The 18,669-nt window shown below is 38.0% G+C and carries 21 protein-coding genes; 20 read left to right on the plus strand and 1 reads right to left on the minus strand.

Features of this window, described 5'->3' with window-relative positions; genetic code table 11:
* Positions 1-295: 295 nt before the first annotated feature.
* From MHB79_RS01105 to MHB79_RS01140, 8 genes are all read left to right on the plus strand, one after another.
* Complete coding sequence (locus MHB79_RS01105) at positions 296-2,236, plus strand: hypothetical protein (RefSeq protein WP_340988692.1); 1,941 nt, start codon at positions 296-298, stop codon at positions 2,234-2,236.
* A 340-nt stretch (positions 2,237-2,576) separates the two neighbouring features.
* The gene (locus MHB79_RS01110) at positions 2,577-2,759 is read left to right on the plus strand and encodes a hypothetical protein (RefSeq protein WP_340988693.1); all 183 of its coding nucleotides are present in this window, start codon (positions 2,577-2,579) and stop codon (positions 2,757-2,759) included.
* A 124-nt stretch (positions 2,760-2,883) separates the two neighbouring features.
* Positions 2,884-3,246 (plus strand): DUF2200 domain-containing protein, encoded by a 363-nt coding sequence (locus MHB79_RS01115; protein ID WP_340988694.1) that lies wholly within the window; start codon positions 2,884-2,886, stop codon positions 3,244-3,246.
* Between the two features lie 168 nt (positions 3,247-3,414).
* Complete coding sequence (locus tag MHB79_RS01120; RefSeq protein WP_003217265.1) at positions 3,415-3,606, plus strand: PLD nuclease N-terminal domain-containing protein; 192 nt, start codon at positions 3,415-3,417, stop codon at positions 3,604-3,606.
* A 14-nt stretch (positions 3,607-3,620) separates the two neighbouring features.
* Complete coding sequence (locus tag MHB79_RS01125; RefSeq protein ID WP_340988696.1) at positions 3,621-4,538, plus strand: ABC transporter ATP-binding protein; 918 nt, start codon at positions 3,621-3,623, stop codon at positions 4,536-4,538.
* Positions 4,535-5,299, plus strand: a complete 765-nt coding sequence (locus MHB79_RS01130) for an ABC transporter permease (RefSeq protein ID WP_340988698.1) — start codon at positions 4,535-4,537, stop codon at positions 5,297-5,299. Before MHB79_RS01125 ends, MHB79_RS01130 begins: the two co-directional genes overlap by 4 nt.
* A gap of 170 nt (positions 5,300-5,469) precedes the next feature.
* The gene (locus MHB79_RS01135) at positions 5,470-5,859 is read left to right on the plus strand and encodes a RidA family protein (RefSeq protein ID WP_340988700.1); all 390 of its coding nucleotides are present in this window, start codon (positions 5,470-5,472) and stop codon (positions 5,857-5,859) included.
* A 198-nt stretch (positions 5,860-6,057) separates the two neighbouring features.
* On the plus strand, positions 6,058-6,246 hold the full coding sequence (locus MHB79_RS01140) for a hypothetical protein (RefSeq protein WP_340988702.1): 189 nt from the start codon (positions 6,058-6,060) through the stop codon (positions 6,244-6,246).
* Positions 6,247-6,382: 136 nt separating this feature from the next.
* On the opposite strand, the gene MHB79_RS01145 is transcribed toward MHB79_RS01140, so the two are convergent.
* Complete coding sequence (locus MHB79_RS01145) at positions 6,383-9,385, minus strand: non-ribosomal peptide synthetase family protein (protein ID WP_340988704.1); 3,003 nt, start codon at positions 9,383-9,385, stop codon at positions 6,383-6,385.
* Between the two features lie 367 nt (positions 9,386-9,752).
* Here MHB79_RS01145 and MHB79_RS01150 point away from each other — a divergent pair, with 367 nt between their 5' ends.
* From MHB79_RS01150 to MHB79_RS01205, 12 genes are all read left to right on the plus strand, one after another.
* Positions 9,753-10,880, plus strand: a complete 1,128-nt coding sequence (locus MHB79_RS01150) for a DUF418 domain-containing protein (RefSeq protein WP_340988705.1) — start codon at positions 9,753-9,755, stop codon at positions 10,878-10,880.
* A gap of 161 nt (positions 10,881-11,041) precedes the next feature.
* Complete coding sequence (locus MHB79_RS01155; RefSeq protein ID WP_137055149.1) at positions 11,042-11,413, plus strand: GntR family transcriptional regulator; 372 nt, start codon at positions 11,042-11,044, stop codon at positions 11,411-11,413.
* Positions 11,414-11,418: 5 nt separating this feature from the next.
* Positions 11,419-12,294: an ABC transporter ATP-binding protein gene (locus tag MHB79_RS01160; RefSeq protein WP_340988708.1), complete on the plus strand. Its 876-nt coding sequence runs from the start codon at positions 11,419-11,421 to the stop codon at positions 12,292-12,294.
* Positions 12,278-12,883 (plus strand): ABC-2 transporter permease, encoded by a 606-nt coding sequence (locus MHB79_RS01165; protein WP_050943417.1) that lies wholly within the window; start codon positions 12,278-12,280, stop codon positions 12,881-12,883. Before MHB79_RS01160 ends, MHB79_RS01165 begins: the two co-directional genes overlap by 17 nt.
* Positions 12,884-13,069: 186 nt before the next feature.
* The gene (locus MHB79_RS01170) at positions 13,070-13,285 is read left to right on the plus strand and encodes a helix-turn-helix transcriptional regulator (RefSeq protein ID WP_251191218.1); all 216 of its coding nucleotides are present in this window, start codon (positions 13,070-13,072) and stop codon (positions 13,283-13,285) included.
* Complete coding sequence (locus MHB79_RS01175) at positions 13,285-13,581, plus strand: hypothetical protein (RefSeq protein WP_223249605.1); 297 nt, start codon at positions 13,285-13,287, stop codon at positions 13,579-13,581. Before MHB79_RS01170 ends, MHB79_RS01175 begins: the two co-directional genes overlap by 1 nt.
* Before the next feature lie 55 nt (positions 13,582-13,636).
* A complete protein-coding gene (locus MHB79_RS01180; protein ID WP_340988710.1) occupies positions 13,637-14,581 on the plus strand; it encodes an alpha/beta fold hydrolase in 945 nt (314 codons plus the stop codon).
* 303 nt (positions 14,582-14,884) lie between these two features.
* Positions 14,885-15,517, plus strand: coding sequence for a TetR/AcrR family transcriptional regulator (locus MHB79_RS01185; RefSeq protein ID WP_340990546.1), 633 nt, complete (start codon positions 14,885-14,887; stop codon positions 15,515-15,517).
* A gap of 50 nt (positions 15,518-15,567) precedes the next feature.
* Complete coding sequence (locus MHB79_RS01190) at positions 15,568-15,735, plus strand: hypothetical protein (protein WP_340988712.1); 168 nt, start codon at positions 15,568-15,570, stop codon at positions 15,733-15,735.
* A gap of 134 nt (positions 15,736-15,869) precedes the next feature.
* Positions 15,870-16,250, plus strand: coding sequence for a hypothetical protein (locus MHB79_RS01195; RefSeq protein ID WP_340988714.1), 381 nt, complete (start codon positions 15,870-15,872; stop codon positions 16,248-16,250).
* Positions 16,251-16,274: 24 nt separating this feature from the next.
* On the plus strand, positions 16,275-17,033 hold the full coding sequence (locus tag MHB79_RS01200) for a DUF4097 family beta strand repeat-containing protein (RefSeq protein WP_340988716.1): 759 nt from the start codon (positions 16,275-16,277) through the stop codon (positions 17,031-17,033).
* 218 nt (positions 17,034-17,251) lie between these two features.
* Positions 17,252-18,640 carry an amino acid permease gene (locus MHB79_RS01205; RefSeq protein ID WP_106032882.1) on the plus strand — a complete coding sequence of 463 codons (1,389 nt, stop codon included), beginning with the start codon at positions 17,252-17,254 and terminating at the stop codon, positions 18,638-18,640.
* Positions 18,641-18,669 lie beyond the last annotated feature (29 nt).

Here is an 18,669-nt window from a genome sequence, read left to right on the forward strand (position 1 = left end):
GTATGATGTTTTAAAAGTCTGAAAATTTAGAATGAAATGTGTATTTCTATTGAATTTATATACATGGATATTACCTCCTAAAGGTAATCGGATATGTTAAGAAGATTATCTACAAGAATTAAATTTGTTGGATTTACGAGGGCAATTAAGGCTTAAGCTTAATATCTCATAATACAATAACAAAAAACATAGGTCATGGTAAAAAGATTTTATTATATCTCATCAAACACCATTTCTAAACTTACATAATGTCACTAATAAGAAAGACTTTGAACTAGTAGAAGAGGGGGATTCTATGATAACAGACGTTGCTGGATCTATAAATGGATACTACAAGCAAATATACCTTGCTGTTAAAGAATTACTCAAGTTAAAAAATGATAATTCAAGTGTAGGCATAGAGTGTGGTGCAGATATTCGAGTCTTTAATACTAATAATAGAAATGAATCAATTGAGGTGAAATTCTATAAAAAAAGTATAGGTTTATATTCACGAGAAATTTCAAAAACTATTTATAATTTCTATATGCAACCAGCTGATGATCATAGGCTGTATTTTAATACAAATACGAAAGTACCTAGCGTACATATTTTTAAAGAATGCGGGAATACGTTTTCTTTAAATAAAAAAGAAGGTATTTCATATATCCTTCATTTATTGATAAAAAATGAGTCTAATAAAAACCGAAAAAATACTATTAGAGAATATTTCACAAGAGTTGGAATTATATGTGATAAATGTAAAAAAGACACTTGCGATATATGTATTTCTAAATTTGTTGAGCGATTTAAAAATACATATCCTGAGCATTTTGTTGAAATAATTGAGATTAATCCAGTAGTACAGCTGAATCAGTTTGTGGATAAATTACGTTTTATATTTGAAGATAAGCCAAAGGATCAATCAATAACTAGATTAAAAAGAGAATTAAAAAGTTTATTAAGAGAAAACTATAAAGCTTTAGTTTCAGGTTTTAATGAACTTATTTTAGAAGCAATAATTCACAAAATAGCAATTAGTTTTTTTGATTCTACCGTAGTTAATTCACTTATTAAAAATCCTAAGATTGATTATAAAACACATAAAAAGGTTGCTAAATCAGATGTTATAGGTTTTATTTCTACTTATCAAACATTTTTAAAGGAATACAAAGAAGACATGCTTGAATTAAAAATATTTGACATAGTAGAAAAATCTAATTTAGATGAACAAAAAATATTAATTAAATTTAATCAAGAGTATCAAGAGTATTTGTTTTCTAAGGAGAAATTAGATGTTTATAATACAGCAACGATTAAACAATATTTCCGAGATATTGAGATGAAATTTAAAACTGAACATGAAAGAAATGCGTTTGTAAATAGGTTTGAATTCTATAATAGAGGGTTTGGATTATTAGGGTATTTAATGAGTTTAAAAATTAAACAAATAGTTGTTAGAGAAGATAGAGTGTTTCTGAAAGGCACAGATGGAGAATTCTTAAGTATACAAAATCATGGTTATTATGATTATGAAAAGGTTTCTAAATTTATAGGTGCTAATAAACAATCTGAAAATGAATTTTATAGATATATAGAATTAGGAAAATGTTCCTTTTTGGAATCTATATCTGATTATTGTGCGACTCCGTTTATAAAAATAGATAAACTAGAAATGAAGGCTTCTTTAGAAGAATACCAAATTATAAATTCTATACCATTTGAAGTAATTGAGGAAATAAAAAATTTAGTTTATTCCAATAAAAACTTGTTGATTATAAGTTCAGCTAATACGAATAGAAAACCTTTTTTAAATGCAATGATTTCGTCTATACCTAAGAAGTATTCTTTTTTTACAATAGCGGAAGATTTATTGTCATTACCTGCCGTTTGTAAAGATAAGCCTAATGCTATTATAGATAGCTTAAAAGACGACTACACTGATAATATAAGGAAAATGGCGATTGCTGCTAGTGCATATGATAAATGTATTTCTTTGATTGATAATTATGAATTGGATATAAAAAAAGTTTTTAATAACTTTAAGACTTTATTGAAAGAAAATGAGTGTGTAATTGGAACAATACATCGAAATACTAGTAGATGTAGAAATATGATGATGTTTGAAGAAGTAGGTAAGAATTTACCTGGATTCAGTCATGTAGATTTTAATATATTTGATAGTTTTATTATACTTGAAAATTATTTTGTGGATGAGCATAAGCGAGATGTATTGCATATTGTTACAAAGCATTAATTTAATCAATTTTCCGAAAAATACATATACTCTAAAAAAACATAAATATATGCACTTTGATCTACTTCATTCAATATATGGGTTTACTCTATTCAAAAACAACCTTGGTAGACTGGCTTTGATCCAATTTCATTCTAAAGCTATATTTGATACCCCTTTAGATATAATTGTCTAAAGGGAGATTTTTATGAAAAAAATAGAAATTTATAAGTGCGGTTAACTTTGATTAAGGGTAGAATACTGACGCTTGCTTTCTTGAAATAATATACATCTTTATCAAGAGGGAGATGTTATTTTTATTCGATACTTAAAAAAGGAAAAATGGGGAATTGCTTTTTTCTTGATTGGTTATGTCGCATTGTTTGTTAGCTCTTATTTGTTGATTGGCGGTCCTGCCTCAAGTGGAGGGCCGATTGGTGTATTTCTTGGATTTTGTATTGTTCAATTTTTAAAATATAGAGCTTTCAAAAAAGATGAAAAGAATAAAAAGGGAAATGGTCAAGGTTTATATTATCGTTTATAAGTTATATTTACATCCATAATTTCACATGGGTGATAATGCGCTAATTACATAAAAATAGAATACCAAACGCACCTTGCGCTGGTAATACAGGTTAAATATTTAACAAAGAAAGAGAGAAGAACACATGCTCAAACCTAAAATCTACACAATGAGTTTTGCAAAAGTCTATCCTCTCTATATCGCAAAAGCAGAGAGAAAAGGACGAACGAAGGCTGAAGTTGATAGGATCATTTGTTGGTTGACAGGGTACAGTCAAGAAGAGTTGCAGGAACAGGTGGATAAACAGGCAGATGTTGAAACCTTTTTCGTTGAGGCTCCTGAGCTTCACCCTTCCCGCAGCTTAATCAAAGGAGTCATCTGTGGTGTTCGGGTAGAGGACATTGAGGAAGAAATCATGAAAAACATTCGGTATATGGATAAGCTGATTGATGAGTTAGCGAAAGGAAAGGCGATGGAAAAGATTTTGCGAGGTTCATCATGTAAATAACTAGTAAGCCCAGTGAAGGTGCGTTCACTGGGCTTTTTTATATCATTTACACCCTCTTATAGATCGTTCGACCAATAAAAATAAAACTCATTTGAACGAATTCATTCTTGATGTCGTCAAAAGAAGTAATACCAAAACAAATTGGTGTTTGAAAAAGGAGTGGCCTGAATGGATATGAAGATGATATTACCTCTTATTTTACTGCAAGCGATTTTGATGGTGATTGGTTTGTTCGATTTGCTGAAAAGAGATCCATCGAGAATCAGGGGAGAAGTGAAGTGGGTTTGGGCTTTGGTGATTGTGTTTGTGGCGAGTGCCGGTCCTATTGCGTATTTCATTTTTGGCCGTAAACAATCTTAAAAGGGGGAATTCAGTTGAATATGTTGGAGTGTCATGGGCTGACGAAATCGTATGGTCGGCATGAAATTTTAAAAAACGTTTCGTTTTCTGTTGGGGAGGTTGGATGTGTTGGCTTTTTAGGAGCCAATGGAGCGGGGAAGACAACGACGATTCGGATTCTGACGGGGCTTGCTCGTCCTACGTCTGGCGTCGTGAAGGTGGCGGGTATGGATGTGACAAAGGACATGGATCAAATCAGTCAGGTGATTGGGTACTGTCCGCAGCATCCTGCATTTTATCAAGATATGACGGGGCAGGAGTGGATGCATTGGGTTGGCGGGTTATTTCATTTAGAGAAAAACATCATTCGATCCAAAACAGATGAATTGTTGAAGCTTTGCCGCATATACGAGGCGAAGGATCGTGCCATTGGCAGCTATAGCGGAGGGATGAAGCAAAGGCTTGCCATTGCGCAGGCATTGATCAACAGCCCGAAGGTTCTCATCCTGGATGAGCCTGTGTCTGCACTTGATCCTATGGGGAGAAAGGACGTCCTGACTTTGATTGAGCGTCTTAAGCATGAGATGCTGATTTTTATGTCGACCCATATTTTAGATGACATTGAAAGGGTGGCCGATCATATTATCATGATCAACAGCGGAAAAATTGAGATGTCCTCTTCGATGAAACAGATCAATGAAGACTATATCCAGCCAGTGATTGAATTTCAATTAGAACAACAGAATACGAAATTAGTGGCTTTGTTAAAAGAACGGGATTGGGTGGAGGATTGCATTGAGACAGGGGACGGTTATCAGGTGCGAGTGAGCAATCAACAGAGGGCATTGAAGGAGCTGCCTCGTCTCATCGCTGAATCTGGCGGTGTTCTCCTCCAATATCGACTATCTAAGCTGACGCTTGAAGATATTTTCATGAAGGTTGTGACGGCATGATGATGTTGAAAAAGGAATTTAGGGAGTTATTCACTAGTTATAAAATCTTATTTGTACCGATCATTTTTACGATTTTAATGATTACACAGCCTATTACGCTCAAAATGCTGCCGGATCTTTTGTCGAAATCAGCGAATCTACCTGAAGGGTCCACATTTTATATACCAGAGCCTAGCGCTGGTGAGGCTTTAGCCAGTGCATTGAGTAAATTTGATTCGCTTGGCGTTTTTATTCTCATTATGATCGTGATGGGGACGATTGCTGGAGAGCGTGCCTCTGGGGTGACGGCGATGATTATGGTGAAACCGATTAGTCGAATGAGTTATTATGTCTCAAAAATATGTGCCTATGCCTGTTTAACTTTGTTTAGTTTGGTAGTGGCGGTGCTTGCTTCCGTTTATTATGTGGACATCCAATTTGGGCATCTGGATTGGGTCAATGTCGTAAAAGGAACACTTCTTTATTATCCAAACTTATTGCTGATTGTGGTATCGACCATTTGTGCTTCGGCATTCTTTACACGTTCCGTCACAGCTGGCGGTGTATCGCTTTTGATCAACCTTATTCTATTTACCGTTCCTTCATTTTATGAGGATACATTAGGGAAGTTTGCGCCTAAAGGCGTGACAAGTGCGGCCGAGGAGATAATTCATAGAGGGACTTATTCGGATCAGGCACTTACAAGATTTCTAGGTGTATCGGTATTGATTGGTTTCTTTTTTCTCATCGGATGGTTTCTTTTTAGAAAACAAGAATTATAGGTTGGTGGACCCTTTGGATATGAAGATCTAAAGGGTCTATTTTATAGGAGACTTTTTATTTGGAAGGCTTTTTTGTTAGCGTCACTAGAAGCATATCAATCTGAGTGAGAAAGAAAGTTTGATATGATGGATATAAATTGATTGTATTTTCAGAAAAGGGGTTTTTATCAATGAGAACATCACGTAATCCGGAGACCATTCACCCGCCAGTTGCACCCTACACTCATCAAATAGAAACAACAGGACCACAGCGGTGGTTAACCCTATCAGGTCAAGTAGGGATGGAGACGGATGGAACAATTCCAGAGAGTCCATTAGAGCAGCTCCAACTAGCATTAGAGAATGTGAAGCGAAACATAGAAGCGGCAGACATGGCGGTAGAAAACATAACGAAATTAGTATTTTATCTCGTAGGAGAGTTCGATGCGGAGAGCAGAAAACGAATCATGGGGCAGTTTTTGGGCGAGCATCTGCCTTGTATGACGATGATTTATGTGGTGGCATTGGCTTCACCTGCTCTTAAGGTAGAGGTGGATACTTGGGCGTGTCAGGAGATTTAATAGGTAAAAGATTGGGTGATTGATGCTCAATCTTTTTTTGTTTTGTGAAATTTTAAGGGTTCTTGTTGAATAAATTATCTTTAACTTTATATTCTTTATATGGTAATATCAAGGTTAATATCGAGCCGACCTCATTACATTTACATGTCATCGTAATTAACATCCAATTAGTTAGTAAGTATCAGGGAGGAGAGCGTGTTGTTTTTATCAAATAAAGGATTAAAAAGAAACGCCATTTTTTTCGCAGGTGTGGGAGCTGTTTTGCTAATTCTCATGATGCTGAAATGGCTGCCGATTTCTGCAGACTGGGAGTTGCCATTGATTTTGTTTGGATTGGGGATTTTGTTTTATGTGAAGAGAGTGCTTTTTAAAGAGGAAAAAGCATAAGGCATGAGTTTCCTACCGAGGTGATCTAGAAAGGTACAGTTGATGAAATGGAATAAATAAAAGATTGGATGTTGAATCCAATCTTTTATTCATTTTTATTACTTCCTGTATTGAGTTTAAAAACAAGGGAATGTTGTTATATCCTCAGAGCAGTGTTTGAATCACATTTTAAAAACCCAATGTCTTCCATGTATTTGAAATAGCGTTTGATTAAATGATCATCCATAGGAGGATAGGTCATTCCATGTGCTTGTAGAACCGTTTGTGTATTTGTTGAGTCAAAGTGCGCCATGTTTTCGTAGAGTTCCCAGACTGTTTTGTCTCGTTCTACCTTTTCAGAGAGCATTGGAAGAAATGGCGTAAGGGCGTTGTCTGCATGTTGGTCGCTTGCTTTAATGAGTGCTTCTACCCAATCGTTATAAGATATCTTTTCTAATGGATAGCCTATTTCTTCTGTTGTTTTTTGAAAAAACTCACCTAATTCCATACTTTCTTCTTGTGGCGGGACAAGGTGATAGGCTTTGCCGAAGTTGGCGGGGTCTTTGCATATGGTTGTAATGGCTTTTGAGACAAAGTCGACGGGTACGAATTCTTTTCGTTGATTCGGTAGCTCACCGTAAGCCTTTAACTGGATGCACCCTTTGATCAGCCTTGCCATGTAATCCTCTGTATTATTAACGCCTGTTTGACTGTCGCCCATGATGAAGCCGGGGCGAAGAACTGTGATAGGCACTCCGCGTTTTTTTGCTTCCCACACGAGTTTTTCTGCGACCCATTTGCTTTGAGAATACCCAATGTCCTTTTCTACAATAGGAAGATAAGCATCAATGGATGTATCTTCAAAAAGAATGGTCGTCCCATCTAGATACCCGGCAGGCCCAAATATGGCAATGGTCGATAGGAAATGAACAGGCTTTACCTGTTCTGTGCAGGCGAGTTTGATGATATTTTCAGTGCCGGTGACATTTGTATCCTTGTGCATGTGATAGGGCTGAACGTAATTGACTTTTGCTCCATTATGATAGATAGCATCGATGGTTTGGGCGAGCTGTTGAAATTCATCGGTTGATAGTCCTAGTTGGGGCTTGTCCAAGTAACCTACAATCGGCTTTAGGTGTTTCAGATAATGTTCATCCCATAGGTGATATTTCTCCATATTTACTTGTATTCTCTGTCGTGCGTGCTGCTTGTCTCTTGCTCTGACAACACAATAAATTTGAATGGTGGGATGCATCTGAACTAGTTCTTTGATGAGATAAGCGCCTAGAAAGCCTGTTGCTCCTGTTAATAACACGACATTCTGTTTAAATGAACTAGATTTGAATGGGTGTGTAGGCTGAATGTCTCCATCTAAAAAACCTTCTGATTTGAGCTTTTGTTTCGTCTGAGGAGTTTGTTCTTGTAGCAAACAATTCATTTTTTTTATGGTGGGGTGCTCATAAAGGGTGCTGGCAGGTAATTCGACGTGTAATGTTTCCTGCATACGCATTAAGGTTTTGGCAGCAAGGATGGAGTTTCCCCCTAAGTCGAAGAAGTGATCGTTTGTGCCAATGGGCTCTACCTTTAATAGGTCTGTCCATATTTCACAGAGTGCTTCCTCGATTTGATCGGTTGGAGCGACATATTCAGTTTGCAGGCTGGGTCTATCAAAATGATATCTTGGCAGTGCCTTTCGATCAACTTTCCCATTCGTCGTCGTAGGGAAATTTTTCAATAGAACATAATGTGCAGGGCGCATGAAATCAGGGAATGTTTGCTTTGCATAAGATTGAATGGTATGTAGATCCCATGTCTTTTTGTTGAACGGAATGATGTAGGCAATGATGCGTTTATCTCCAGGTGTAACCTCTGTGGCTGTCACTAAACAGGATTTAACACTTGGGTGCTTGATCAGCACATGTTCAATCTCGCTAAGCTCAATACGAAAGCCTCTAATTTTGACTTGGTCATCTTTTCTACCATCATATTCAATTAGGCCATCAGGTTGTTGTCGAACAAGATCCCCTGTTTTGTAATAGGTTCTTCCATCCCGCTCGATGAAACGTTCCTTTGTCAGGCTTTCTCTTCGCCAGTAGCCTAATGCTAGTCCATCTCCTGAAGTAATGAGTTCCCCTATTTGTCCTTGAGAGACAGATTCACCTTGTTCATTTGTGATGTCAATGATGGTTCCTGATACTGGTCTGCCAATCGGTATACTGACTAGCTCATCCCATGTGTTTGGCAGTTGAAACGTTGTTGTGAAAATTGTATTTTCTGTGGGGCCATAACCATTAATAATAGTGGTATTAGGAAGCTCTTTTAATGCTTGATGAACGATTTGAGGAGACATAACATCTCCACCAGATACGATGCATTTAACTGATTTGACATCGTTTAGGTGTGACTCCATCATCAAGTTGAACAATCCAGTAGTTAAAAAAAGAATAGAAACATCATAGTCTTTAATGGTTTGACTAACGAGTTCAGGAGTCAGTTTTCCAGAAGGAGGAATAGCGAGTGTCGCTCCATTTAATAAAGCGGACCATATTTCAAATGTAGAGGAATCAAAAGAGATGGTAGATAATAATGCTAACGTATCAGAAGAATCAACGGGCAGAAAGGAAGGATTATGCGTTAGGTGCATGATACATCTATGTGAAATGACAACACCTTTTGGTTTTCCTGTTGTGCCAGAGGTATACATGATATAAGCGGCATCAGAAGGTTTGACATCAATGGACGGGTTTGACGTTGATTGCGTAAGGATGAGATCTTTTTCTTTATCTAAGCAGATCGTAGGAATAGGCAAGGAAGTCAGGCTTGGAGAGACATGTGATGTTGTGAGTAAAAAGGATAGTTCGGCATCTTCAATCATAAATTGAATACGTTCACTAGGGTATTGTATGTCTATAGGCACATAAACCGCTCCTATTTTGGTGATAGCCAGAATAGAGACAATCAATTGTGATGATCTATCTAAGGCTAGGCCGATATGAGAAGTTTTCGTTACGCCCATTTTGATCAGATAATTGGCAAACTGGTTACTTTGTTCCTCGAGTTCAGCATATGTGATGTTCTGATGGTTGCACGCTAAAGCTGGATGATGTGGCGTGTGAGTGGCGTGGTGTCTCATGATATCACATAAATTTTGAGCAGTCATGATGATATTCCCCCTCTGAAATTTGATAGATTAGGAACCTTATTCCTAAATCCACCCAAAGTGTATATGAAGAAATATCCATTGTCAATGCAGAGATGTTTTCAATTAAATGTTAAATTCATACAATCGTTGAATTGATATTATTTTCGAAATTAGAAATGAATTTAAGGAATTTGTGACTTTAGTCTTGAATGAGTATTGTCACTATAAAGATGAAAATTGAAACGTGATAATATGGTTCAAACCAGTTTAATGATAGGGCGAGATATTACATTTTTATTAGAAATATAGTTACATCTTTCAATAATTTTTTGGTAAAATATACAGGTATATCTTAAATTTGTTATATTTTTAAGGAGCTGTCGTGTTGAAGGGATCTAGGGTTGAGTTAATTGATAGTTTACGTGGTTTTAGTTTATTAGGTATTTTGATCGTGAATATGCTTAATTTTCAATATGATTATGATTTTGAGAAAATGTTTGATTCGAGTTTTTGGGGGCAGGAATTGGGCGTTTATGTAACGGAAATTTTGTTCCAGGGGTCGTTTTATCCGATTTTCTCCTTTTTGTTTGGGTATTCTTTTATCAAGCTGATTGAATCTACGAAAGCTAAGGGACTAAATACGAATGCCATTGTCGTCCGCCGTGGTTTTGGTCTGATTGTGCTTGGAATGCTGCATTACATCTTTATTTGGAATGGTGACATTCTTCTTTATTATGGAGCTTGTATGCTTTTCTTGATGATGTTTATGAGCAGCCGGATCAAAACAATGCTGATTTGGTCGGGTGTGTTAGGTGCATTGTCATTAGTCGTTTCGCCATACATGATGAAACTTGTTCATGGGACTGATGAATTATTAACCGATGTGTATGCGAAGGGTGATTATGCTGATATTTTGCTCAGCCGGATTACGGTTGAAGACGATATGATGATTGTGACCATTATTTTGGCGATCGTGAGCATTACGCTTATGCCGATACTAGGGTTTCTTTTCGGTACGATGACGGTGGGGCCGTTCGCCTTGCTAGGCATGGTGATTGGTAAACGAGGGCATCTCACAGAAGAAGATCGAGGGAGGGCCTATCGCAAAGGCTGGGTCTGGGTCATTGTCGTCGGCCTTGCACTAAAATGTGCGACGTTCATTGATGCGCCTTGGAGTGAATTCGTTATGGTTCTCGGTGGATATGTGCTGGCGATCGGGTATATTCAAGCTTTTATTGTTTTTTACTATTCGAAGGCAGCCGAAGGCCTCAAACGTTTGCTTGCAGGGCTTGGCCGTTTGTCCCTTTCAAATTATTTGGCGCAGTCGATCATTTGTACAACGATTTTCTATTCTTATGGACTTGGTCTATTTGGACAGATGGGGTCAATGTTTGGACTGCTGCTCGCTGTCGGACTGTATACAGCACAGCTGTTCATCAGCTATCTCTATTTGAAAAAATGGAGAAGAGGTCCGGTGGAGTGGATGATGGGAAAATGGGTGTATTGGAGATAAATTTTGTTGGGGAAAGCCGCATAGCTGAAAAGCTGTGCGGTTTTTTAGTTGAGTTGCAATCAAAAATGGTTGATTATTCTTTCAGTGTGTATATAATGTATATATAGTATATATACAATATTTCATTCCAAACACCAGTACAGAAAAAAAGAGGTTTTTATATGCAAATTACGATTTCAAACCACTCTAAGGAGCCCATCTATGAGCAAATTACGAATCAAATCAAATCGATGATTTTAACGAGTGAGTTGGCGGAAGGCGCGGCGCTGCCGTCTATTCGAAAGCTGGCGAAGGATTTACAAATCAGCGTCATTACAACAAAGCGAGCATATGAAGAGTTAGAGAAGGCAGGATTTATTTATTCGATTGTCGGTAAGGGATCATTTGTTGCGGAGCAAAACCTAGAAGTGATGAGAGAGAAGAAATTGAAGGTGATCGAGGAACAGCTTGGAGCGGTTGTCACAAACGGGAAAGAATTAGGCTTATCTTTTGATGAATTGCAGCAGTTATTAAAGTTCTTGTATGAGGAGTGAGATGAGTGGAGCACGTGATTGAATTCAAAGGAGTATCAAAACGATTCAAGGACTTTTCTGTTCAGAATCTTGATTTACAGGTCAAAAAAGGCTTTGTTACAGGGTTTATTGGAGAAAATGGCGCTGGTAAGTCGACGACGATTAAAATGATCATGAATTTGTTAAAACCAGATTCGGGTGAGGTTAAAATTTTCGGTTTAGATTATCGCACCCATGAAAAAGAGATTAAGGAACGAATCGGCTTTGTTTACGATGCTAACGTTTTTTTCCCAGGATTGAATTTAAAGGACATTAAACGAATTGTGGCACCTGCCTATAAACGCTGGGATGACAAGCTTTTTTATCAATATATTGAACAGTTTGGTCTGCCGCTGAATAAAGCGATCAAAACATTTTCAAAAGGGATGCAGATGAAGGCGTCACTTGCGATTGCGCTGTCGCATCATGCAGAGCTGATTATCATGGATGAACCAACTGCTGGGTTGGATCCGGTCTTTAGAAGAGAGCTGCTCGGTACGTTACAAGAATTGCTGATTGATGGAAATCGAACGATTTTTTTCTCGACGCATATGACGATTGATTTAGATCGCATCGCGGATTATATTGCGTTTATACAAAATGGAAGATTGGTCTTTCAACAGTCGATTCACGAGGTAGCGGAGAATTATGCGCTTGTGAAGGGGAGTCTGGATTTGTTGGATCGAGACACAGAAAAGGCGTTTATCCATATTCAGCGTACGGCAGCCGGATTTGAAGCATTAACAGATCGGATTGATGAGGTGAAACTTATTTTTGGGGATGCTGTTGTGATTGAACCGGCGTCGCTTGAGGATATCATGTTTTATTTGAAAGGCGGGGTTGCGCATGTTTCATTTAATTAAGCGTGATGTGATTTTGCAAAAGAAGCAGTTACTTATTTTTATTCCGTTTATCTTGTTTTTTATTTTCATGGATGTCCATCCAGTATTAACGTTTCTAGTCGCTAGTGTCTTCATTCCATTTAACACATATGCTTATGATGAAATGGCAGAAACGAATATTCTCTTAAATTCTTTGCCTTATACACGGAATGAAATTATTGCAGCCCGTTATCTTGGTGCCGTTTTTTATATGGTCATTGCGATCGGGCTGACAAGTGCTGCTTTCTTTAGTTTTGGGAAGCTGTTTTCGATAACGGATATTGCTCTTGGCAGCGGGTTGTTTTTATTGTTTGCGGCGTGTACGTTTCCATTATTTTATATCTTAAAGCCTGGTTATATCACAACGGTAGTGCTCATTGGCTTTATCCTATTATCTACTATGGGACCGCCTGTTTTTCTCTATTTAGCAGAGCAATTCAGTGGGATCACTGATTTTATCATGAATTTATCGATCCCGATTGTATATACGGGGTCAACTGTGCTGATTATGCTCATCTACTTGCTGTCTTGGGGGCTTTCTACTGCGATTTACCAGAGGAAAGTGTTTTAAATCAGATGATCACATCATTTATAGAGAATCATTCATTTTGAGGTAGGCCTTTCAAAATGGATGATTCTTTTTTTTGCATCCGGTGAAATTGACATACAGAAGAAAAGAGGTTATTGTTAATTAACATAATGTTAATTATTTTTAACATATTGTTAAAAAAATCTTCCTTTAAGAAAGGAATTTGAAATGGAGATTAAAAATAGAATTAAGGTATTACGGGCAGAAAAAGACTGGACACAAAAGGATTTGGCAGAGAAGTTAGGTGTGACTCGTCAAACTGTGGCAGCGATTGAAAATGGTAAATATTCTTTGTCCTTAAAACTAGCATTTCAAATTGCGAGAACATTTGAAGTTGATTTATATGACGTATTTCAAGAGGTCGACAAGGAGGAACAACGATGATGACGACGATCATACTTTATTCTCTGATTATCCTTTCTATCTTAAGTACGGCCTTTCAATATAAGAAAAGCCGTGAATATAAGCAGGATGAACGGGGTCAATTTATTTTAGCGAAAGCCGGAAGTTTTTCTATTGTAGGTGTTGCTTTAGCTTATCTATTAGTTGTTATCATTCAATCTTTAGTCCATCAATTTTCATCTCCAACAGAATGGTTTTATATAGCCATTACATTTATGTATGTATCAAGTGTTTGCGCAAATACAATCGGTATCATCTATTGTGAAAGAAAATATTAATTTTCATCGATGGATGTAGGCTAGAGTTCTTCATCATGAAGGGAAGAGAAAACCAATGAAAAAAATATTGAGAATCATGCTGATATCTATATGTACCATTATCACGGTCATGGTTGTTTTTCTAGCTACTGTTTATTTTGTAAACCTCATTAGTAATGAACGGGAGAAGGGGAAAATAGAAGCTTATGGGCAAAAGGTCTTGGTGGATGGGAAGCAAATGAATGTGCTCATTCAAGGCGATGGGAAAGAAACGATTGTACTTCTGCCAGGCTATGGAACTGCTTCGCCAGTGCTAGATTTTAAGCCGCTAGTAGATGAATTATCACCTTATTATAGAGTCGTAGTAATTGAACCATTTGGCTATGGTTTAAGTGACGATACAGATAGAGCACGGACAAGTCAAAACATTGTAGATGAGATTCATGAATGTTTGCAGAAGCTCAACATTAATGAGTATACGTTGATGGGGCATTCGATTTTTGGCATTTATGGATTAGAATATGTGAATCAATATGAAAAAGAAGTGAAAGCATTTGTTGGAATTGATAATAGTGTTCCTAAGCAGGAAACGGATGAATTGCCGGTTTCCAGTTTGCAACTGCTCAATCAATCTGGCCTTTACAGATTGTTATTGAAAGTGAATCCAGATCAACTGGTGATGCCTAAAGTAGATGATCAAACGAAAGATCAGATTAAAATGCTGACCTTCCGAAATTTCATGGATGAAAGCCAAGCTAGTGAGGCAGAAAACTTTAGAAACAATTTTAAAAACGCTCAACGATTACATTTCCCTAAGAATCTCCCCGTTGTTTTCTATCTAGCGGATCAAACGGAGAAAGAAACACCAAGCTGGAAACCAATGCATGAAGATCTACTGAAAAATGTAGATCACGGAAAAGTAGTTACTTTCAAAGGCGGCCATTATTTGCATCATACGAAATCAAAGGAAATTGCAGCTGATTTTAGAGAATTTTTATCTAACATCGAGAGTCACCGTTAGTGATATGCCCCCTCCACATCGTATAGTTACCCAAGGTTATTGAATCAAAACAGGCGTGTTGATTTGTTTTATGATTAAGAACAGATGAGGCGGGTGCCTGAGATAGAGGGTGAAGTGAGGATTTGGCATTGCCGGATGTTCCTGTGAATTTATAGCTTGAGAAGACCGTGTGAGCGGTCTCTTTTTTATTCTATACAAATCTTTAAGAACAGTTTATAATGAAAAATACAAATGTACATACCAACGGTCGGTATGTAAAAGGAGGCGTTTTATTTGGCCAGAAATAAATATCCAGAAAAGACAATCCAGCAAATTTTAGATGTGTCGACGAAGCTGTTTCAGGAAAAAGGATTCGAAAAGACGAGTTTGCAGGATATTATCCATGAATTGAACATGTCTAAAGGGGCTATTTATCATCATTTCAAATCGAAGGAAGAAATATTACGTGCCGTGATGGAGAGGCAATTTCGTCATGCGACAGAGAAGCTTGAAGATCTGATTAAGCATACAGAAGCAGCGCATGCAAAAGATAAGCTGCAGCGTATTTTAGAGCAGCTAGTGGCAGATCCAAAATCTCATTCGATTGATGGGATCTTGGTTGACCAGATCAAAAACCCGCAATTTGTGGTTGAAGGGATGAAGGCAGGAGTCAATCAGGATGCGCTTAAAATCAAACAGCTGATTCTTGAAGGAATTGATGATGGTTCGATGACAACTGCATTTCCTGGTGAAGTGGCAGAAGTGTTTATGCTTCTCGTGAATATATGGCTGAACCCAACGTTATTTGCTCGTGATGAGCAGGAAACTAGTCAGCGTTTACTGTTTTTACAACAGATGATGAAAGGTCTCGGAGTGGATGTGGTGAGTGATCTATTTATTCAAAAGGTCACAGCGCATTATGCTGGGATTGGTGGATATGATCAGCCTGAAACCTAAATGGCCAGAAAAGAGTCAAAAGGAAAATTCATTTCATAGGAGGATCCCTTATGCTTCACTTCGTAAAACTTGAGCTAAGAAAAAGTCATATGAAACATTATATTCAAGCTAGTATGATTATCAGTATTGTACTGCTGGTGTTTATTTATTTTGTCGCGTTTGTTGCACAGGTTGAACAGGAAATAGGTTTTCAGCAATATCCAATATTTATTTGTTGACGAGTATAGTATGGATGATCTTTTTTTCGATCGTCACAGCCATGATGTATTGTCGAGTAATAGTGACCGCATTGAAAGAACATGAATCTCATTCATTAAGTATGAAGTCATCCCTCCTTTCGAGAATGGTTTGGATGCTGTGCTTTTCTACAATTGTCATGCTGTGTAGTATCATTCCGTCATTTGTTGTGTTTAGTGTCACTGAAACATTCTTCCCTATTGTTCAAGATGCGCTGACAGCGGATGTGATGCTCACTGTGATCAAAACGTACCTAGTGTTTACTTGCTGTATCAATGGTGTTGGCATGATTGCGATGAGAGTGGGGGTAATGAAGAGGTCTACTTTCATGACCATTCTGACTGCGATTGTTCTATGTGCTGTTTTAGGAAACGTATTAATCGCTGTTTATGGAAATGATCAAATGAATTTCATTTTGTCAGGAGTCATGATGCTCGCTGTCCTCATTGTGATCTTGGAGTTATGGGGCCGCATGACCCGGCTTCAAGCGAGATAAGCGAGTATACAAGGAGGGAGACATATGGAGCATACGATTCAAATTAAAGAATCGGTCGTAGAATTATCGTTGGATTGGCTGCTCGGAGAGGTGTGTATTCAACACCATGATCATCCTTATCTCATCATTCGTCAAACGACCAATCAAGTGTTTCCAAAGCGTTATTTGATGCATCATCAGGTAAAAGATGGACGATTGTTCATTCAAGATAGACGGAAAAAAATACTCAGCTTTGGGCTTCAACTTTATAAAACTGATGTCGCTATTTTTCTCCCTAAACAACAATTACAGTCCATTTCCATTCGTTGTAAAGGAGCAAATCTTCAGGCAGAGAGATTGAAGGTGGAAAATGCCTCTTGTCATTTAACGTCTGGAAAAGCAATGCTATCAGGTGAAATCAAGTATCTCCATTTAGAGACAGTAGGTGGGCTTATTTCTAGTCGGCAACTGACCGCAAAAAGATTATTACTGCACGCCACATCGTCAAAAGTTGAGTTGTCGGGTGCCTTTTCTGACGTTGATCTGCATGTAACAGGTAGAAGGATGCAGATTCATTCTACAAACATGCTAAATTCACTTAAATCTACTTCAACTGGAGCAAATGTTAAAGTGACGATACCGGAAAATGATGGGTTTACTTGTTATGTAAAGAAAAGATCCGGTGCTTTCCGGAATGACTTTTCTTGTCATCGAGAGAAGGACAAAATGGTGCATAAAAATGGACTGCGATCCTTTGAGGTTGATATAAGAGGCGGTCAGTTTTTATTACGTCATCAGCTTTGAAATGACTTTCATCCCTTGATTCAATATATCAATATAAAACAATTTGAGCATCTCTTTATGTCGGAATATTTTGATAATAGTGTTTCTCTCAAAAAAACAATTGTTTTTTAAGGGTAGATTTATTATGATAATATACATCGAAAGATTGATGTTTCTCAATCAGAATGAACATTCTGATTTTTATTTTTTATGTTGTTTGTTGATGAGGGGGAAGAAAAGTGGCTCAAAAGGAATTAAAGAGAGGGTTAAGTGCCCGCCATATTCAAATGATCGCACTTGGCGGCACGATTGGTGTTGGCTTATTTATGGGGTCAGCCAAGGCCATTCAATGGACAGGTCCATCGGTTCTTCTCGCGTACGCAGTATGTGGTATCTTTATCTTTTTTATTATGCGTGCGATGGGAGAAATGTTGTACGTTGAACCGAGTACAGGTTCATTTGCTACATTTGGTCATCAATATATTCATCCGCTTGCGGGGTATATGACAGCTTGGAGTAACTGGTTCCAGTGGGTCATTGTTGGGATGTCGGAAATTATTGCCGTAGGCGCTTATATGAAATATTGGTTTCCGGAGCTGCCAGCGTGGATTCCAGGATTAATTGCGATGATTATTTTGGGAGCGGCCAACTTGATTTCGGTTAAATCGTTCGGTGAGTTCGAATTTTGGTTTGCAATGATCAAGATTGTGACGATTATTTTAATGATCATTGCAGGTCTAGGCATTATTTTCTTTGGATTTGGAAATGGCGGGACGCCTATTGGCTTGTCTAATCTGTGGGCGCACGGCGGGTTCTTTACAGGTGGATTTACCGGATTCTTGTTTGCGTTGTCGCTCGTCATTGCTGCCTATCAGGGTGTAGAGCTGATTGGGATTACAGCAGGTGAAGCACAAAATCCAGAAAAGACGCTGACCAATGCCATCAAAAGTATCATCTGGCGTATTTTGATTTTCTATATCGGTGCGATCTTTGTCATTGTGACAGTGTATCCTTGGGATCAGCTGAATACCCTTGGCAGTCCATTTGTGGCGACGTTTGCGAAAATTGGGATTACAGCAGCCGCTGGTATTATTAACTTTGTCGTCATTACAGCAGCGATGTCCGGCTGTAATAGTGGGATTTTCAGTGCGGGACGTATGCTTTATACATTAGGTGTGAATGGACAGGCGCCTGCTTTCTTCACCAAAATTTCGAAGAATGGTGTGCCGTATTTTGGGACATTCGCTGTGCTGATTGGTCTAGCGGTAGGAGTTGTCCTCAATTATGTTGCGCCACCAAACATTTTCGTCTATGTGTATAGTGCGAGTGTACTTCCTGGTATGGTGCCATGGTTTGTGATTTTGATTAGTCATATCGGCTTTAGAAAGGCGAAGGGATCTGCGCTTGATCAGCATCCATTCAAAATGCCGCTAGCGCCGTTTTCTAATTATCTTACAATCGGTTTCTTACTAATGGTGCTTGTATTTATGCTCATTAATCAGGATACGCGTATTTCTCTGATTGTGGCAATTGGGTTCTTAATTGTAGTAGCGCTTAGCTTTTATGTTTTTGGGATCGGGAAACGAAAGCCGATCGAAACAGCTTCTTCTGATCAAACGGTAAAATAATCAAAGGCCTTGCGGGATGGGACTGCAAG

This window comes from Bacillus sp. FSL M7-0558, from assembly GCF_038003245.1.
Classification (GTDB): domain Bacteria; phylum Bacillota; class Bacilli; order Bacillales; family Bacillaceae; genus Bacillus; species Bacillus pumilus.